The organism is Brachyspira catarrhinii, from assembly GCF_005518285.1.
In the GTDB taxonomy this organism is placed as follows: Bacteria; Spirochaetota; Brachyspiria; order Brachyspirales; family Brachyspiraceae; genus Brachyspira; species Brachyspira catarrhinii.
On the sequence record NZ_SJDU01000206.1, the window covers coordinates 1 to 4,178 of the forward strand.

Genomic DNA, 4,178 nt, shown 5'->3' on the forward strand with positions numbered 1-4,178 from the left:
GAAATAAAAGAAAAATTAAAAAGCGGAAAACAATTAACCGTCAAAGCGGGATTCGACCCGACAGCTCCAGATATTCATTTGGGACATACCGTTTTATTAAAAAAAATGCGACATTTTCAAATATTGGGGCATAAAGTAATTTTTTTAATCGGAGATTTTACGGGAAGAATAGGCGACCCTTCTGGAAAGACGAAAACTCGCCCAAGATTAACTACGGAAGATGTTTTGAAAAATGCCGAAACATATAAACAGCAGGTATTTAAAATTTTGGACCCAGAAAAAACAATAATCGACTTTAATTCAAGATGGCTCGAAAAAATGAGTTTTGCCGATGTTTTAGGATTAACTTCAAGATACACAATAGCTCAAATGATAGAGAGAGACGATTTTTCAAATAGATATAAAAACGGACAGGCTATAAGCATAATGGAATTTTTATATCCTTTGGCTCAAGGCTATGATTCCGTTTCTTTGGAATGCGATATAGAACTTGGAGGGACAGACCAAAAATTTAATTTGCTTGTCGGAAGAAGTTTAATGAAAGAATATGGACTCTCTCCTCAAGCCGTTATAACCGTCCCTTTACTCGAAGGTTTGGACGGAGTAAATAAAATGAGCAAATCTTTAGGAAATTATATCGGAATATACGATAGCCCAAAAGATATGTATGGAAAGGCAATGAGCATTCCCGACAATTTGATTACGAAATATATGGAACTTGTAACCGATATTCCTATGGAAAATATTAAAAAATATTCCGATTCGATGGAAAACGGCGAAAATCCAAGAAATATAAAATCGATATTGGCTAAAGAAATCGTTAAATTATATCATAGCGAAAAAGAAGCGGATGCGGCGGAAGAAGAATTTAAAAGAATATTTAGCTCAAAAGGTTTGCCCGACAATATTGAAGAAATTATTATTGATAAAAACGAAAACAATAATATATTAACCGTTTTGTCAATATGCATGAAATCGGAAAGCAAATCGAATTTGAAAAGACTAATCTCTCAAGGCAGCGTTTCTATGGATAACGAAAAAATTACAAACATGAATTTAAATATATTAAAAGAAGGCGTATTGAAAGTGGGAAAACGCAATTTCTTTAAAATAAAGATAAAATGATAAAAATAAAATTGGAAAAATTTTCTTAAAAATTGATGTCGTTAAGAGGATATATGCGAATTTTAATTTTGCTGTTATTTGTATTTATTTTTAATGTTAGTTTATATTCTCAAAACAACAATAATCAAAATAATAATACCAATAATACTCAAACCAACGAAACTCCAAACCCTTTATTATCAATAAGTAAATTTGACGCGATGAAAAATCCAGTTTCTTTTATTAATGTGGTAAATTTCACTCCTTACGCCATATTATTGGAATACGCTCGAACCTATAAAATAGAAATATATCCTTACGACAGCGAAGCGGATTTAAGAGCGAGAATAATAAAGAGACAGGTTAATGTTCAAGCGGAAAAGATAACGGGCGAAAATGAAATAAGAAATGTATCTAGAAGCGCTATGGGAGGAGGAGGCGGAAGAGTTCGGTTAATAAGCGCCGATTATGTGGAGAGGTATGCAGTGAAAGAAGCGGACGAAGAGATAATATTTTTGTATGGAAATGTCGCTCTCGAATTATACGGAAATACTTTATCTTCCGACAGAGTCGTTTATAGTTTGAAAACGGGAGAAGTGTTCGCTCAAGGAAATTTAAGAGTTCAATCTTCCGAAAACGACCTTCAAGGCGAATGGTTTATGTTAAATAGAGAAAGCAGAAAGGGAGTTTTATTTAGCGGAACTACAAAATATCAGTCTTTCACAGTCGCGGGAGATATTATAAAATTTAACGATGAAAATTTCTTTGCCGACAGAAGCAGCGTAAGTTTTTCTAGACTTACTCCCGTAGCGCATGACTTTTTAGCGAGCAGAGTGTATGTGTGGGACACTAAAAAATTCATGGTATTTAACAGCATATATAGAGTGGGAAGGCAGCCCGTATTTTATTTTCCTTTATTTATGCAAAATTATATGGGAACGGGAATAATATCGACTTTCGGACAGTCTCTAAGAGAAGGCGTGTATATGCAAAACAGCAAAACTTTCAATTTATACGGAATGAGTCATAGAATAAGATTCGACGCCTATCAAAAATTGGGTTTTCTTTTAGGAGATGAAATAAGATATACAAGCCAATACCATAACTTATCTTTAGACGCTATGTTCGCTTTGGGAAGACAATATTATTTGCTCGATTCTTATATATCTTCGAGCGTTGGATTCGGCACAAGATATGTTAACTATTTTTCGGAAGGCAAGGCGGGAAAATTTACTCCGAGATATAAATTCCAATACGACCATACGATACAATTATATAATGGGCAGAATATAAACAGTTATCTAACGGGAAAATTAAATTTAAATAGCGATTTATATTTTCGTTCGGATTTTTATAATCAAAGAGGGGCTTTGGATTTAGTATCGTTTTTTACTTCGCTAACGGGCGATTTGGACGATATAGGAAATTCTTATCCTGAAAGTTCTATAGAAAATTCGATTTATTTCAATAATACCATTTACGGAGTCAGCCTCAGAGCTGGAGCGCAATGGGATTTGACGGCGGTTAGAAATCTTTCGGTAAACGAAAATACAAACTTCGATTATTATATGCCAAAACCTGGTAGATTGGTATTGCCTTCCGTAGAAGCGAGTTATAGTTCCGTATGGGGAAACGAAACCTCCTACTATTTTCAAAATTTGAATATCAATTATTCGTTGGGAGGAAGCTATAACCATACCATAAATTATAAAACTTCCGAAGGTATATATTTTTACGATAATCCAGACCTTAACAATCAATTAAACGAAAAAGTGGCGGAAAGAAATAATGTGAATTTATACGGAAATATGTCAAGGAGTTTCACCAACGAATTTGTAAGATTCACTCCAAACGCGAGATTGGATTATAATTATCAAAAGAGTATTAATCCGAGCGCCGAAGATTTAATTTACGACAGAAACAGCACTTATTTGGGTTTGGGAACTACGATGAATTTGTCGATATTTTTGCCTCGTAGCGTGATTCCTTACGGGTGGGATAATTATTTTACTCCCACTATCACTTGGGAAAGTTCCTACGGCTTGGGTTATCGATTCAAAAAAATGGCGGAAGACAGCACAAACGCGGGCGCAAGCGGAGAGTTTAATTCTCATGACATTAATTCGAGATTATCGATAGGCGGAACGGGATACAGTTTATTTTTTATACCGAATTTGAATTTGGATGTTCAAGGTTATGTCAGAACGGGATACGATATGAAACCTTATTATAACGCCGAAACCAAAAGTTATAAAATCGATTTTTCCACGAATAAATTTTTAACTACCGAAGTCGGAGGCTCGACAAGATTATATATAGACCAATCATACATAACTTATAATATAGGTAAAAATTTATTAGGAACGAATCTGACGGCTAACAATATAAACACTCTTTTTCATATACCGATACCGATAGGAAAAATTACCGACTTAATATTAATGAGACATGGCAAAAAACCTTTCTTTAGCGATGGCGTTGTAAACTCTTTCGATATATTTTTTGATATTTCATATAATCATGATTTTATCAATTATAGATATAATACCGCTTCGTTTATATTCGGCATAGAATTTCAAATATTGGAACAATGGCGAGTGAGATTTTCAACAAGGAGCGCAAATAACAGAACATATAGATATATAAAATCTTACGCGCAAAAAGAAAACGAAACTTGGGTTAATCCTTTCTGGGATATTATAAATTCTTTTAACTTTAAAAATTCGAGAAAGAGAATGGACAGTTTATTTAAATTGGAGTCCATAGAAGCGAGCCTATGGCATGATTTGGACGGATGGGAATTCCTTGCGACTTTTTCCATTCGCCCTTCAACTTTACCTTCCGATATTGCGAGCGGTTCGGTTAAAGGTTCTTATTGGAGTAAAGAATTCTGGATTGAATTCACATTAACCGACTTCCCAAGCGGTGGACTTCCAAGAAGAGAATACGACCTTAATAAAACAATTACCGATTTACAAGAGAGCGTAACTAACTCTAGTTTTAGTTTTTAGGTAAAAATCTCTTTACTTTTTAATCGCTTTAGATTATTATTAATTATTATAAATTATTAAATA

At 33.9% G+C, this 4,178-nt stretch carries 2 protein-coding genes; both read left to right on the forward strand.

From position 1 onward, the window contains the following. Positions 1-1,125: tyrosine--tRNA ligase (tyrS, locus tag EZH24_RS08040; protein ID WP_137998614.1), on the forward strand; the 1,125-nt coding region annotated here is incomplete at its 5' end. A gap of 53 nt (positions 1,126-1,178) precedes the next feature. Beyond that, positions 1,179-4,115, forward strand: coding sequence for an LPS-assembly protein LptD (locus EZH24_RS08045; protein ID WP_137998616.1), 2,937 nt, complete (start codon positions 1,179-1,181; stop codon positions 4,113-4,115). Positions 4,116-4,178 lie beyond the last annotated feature (63 nt).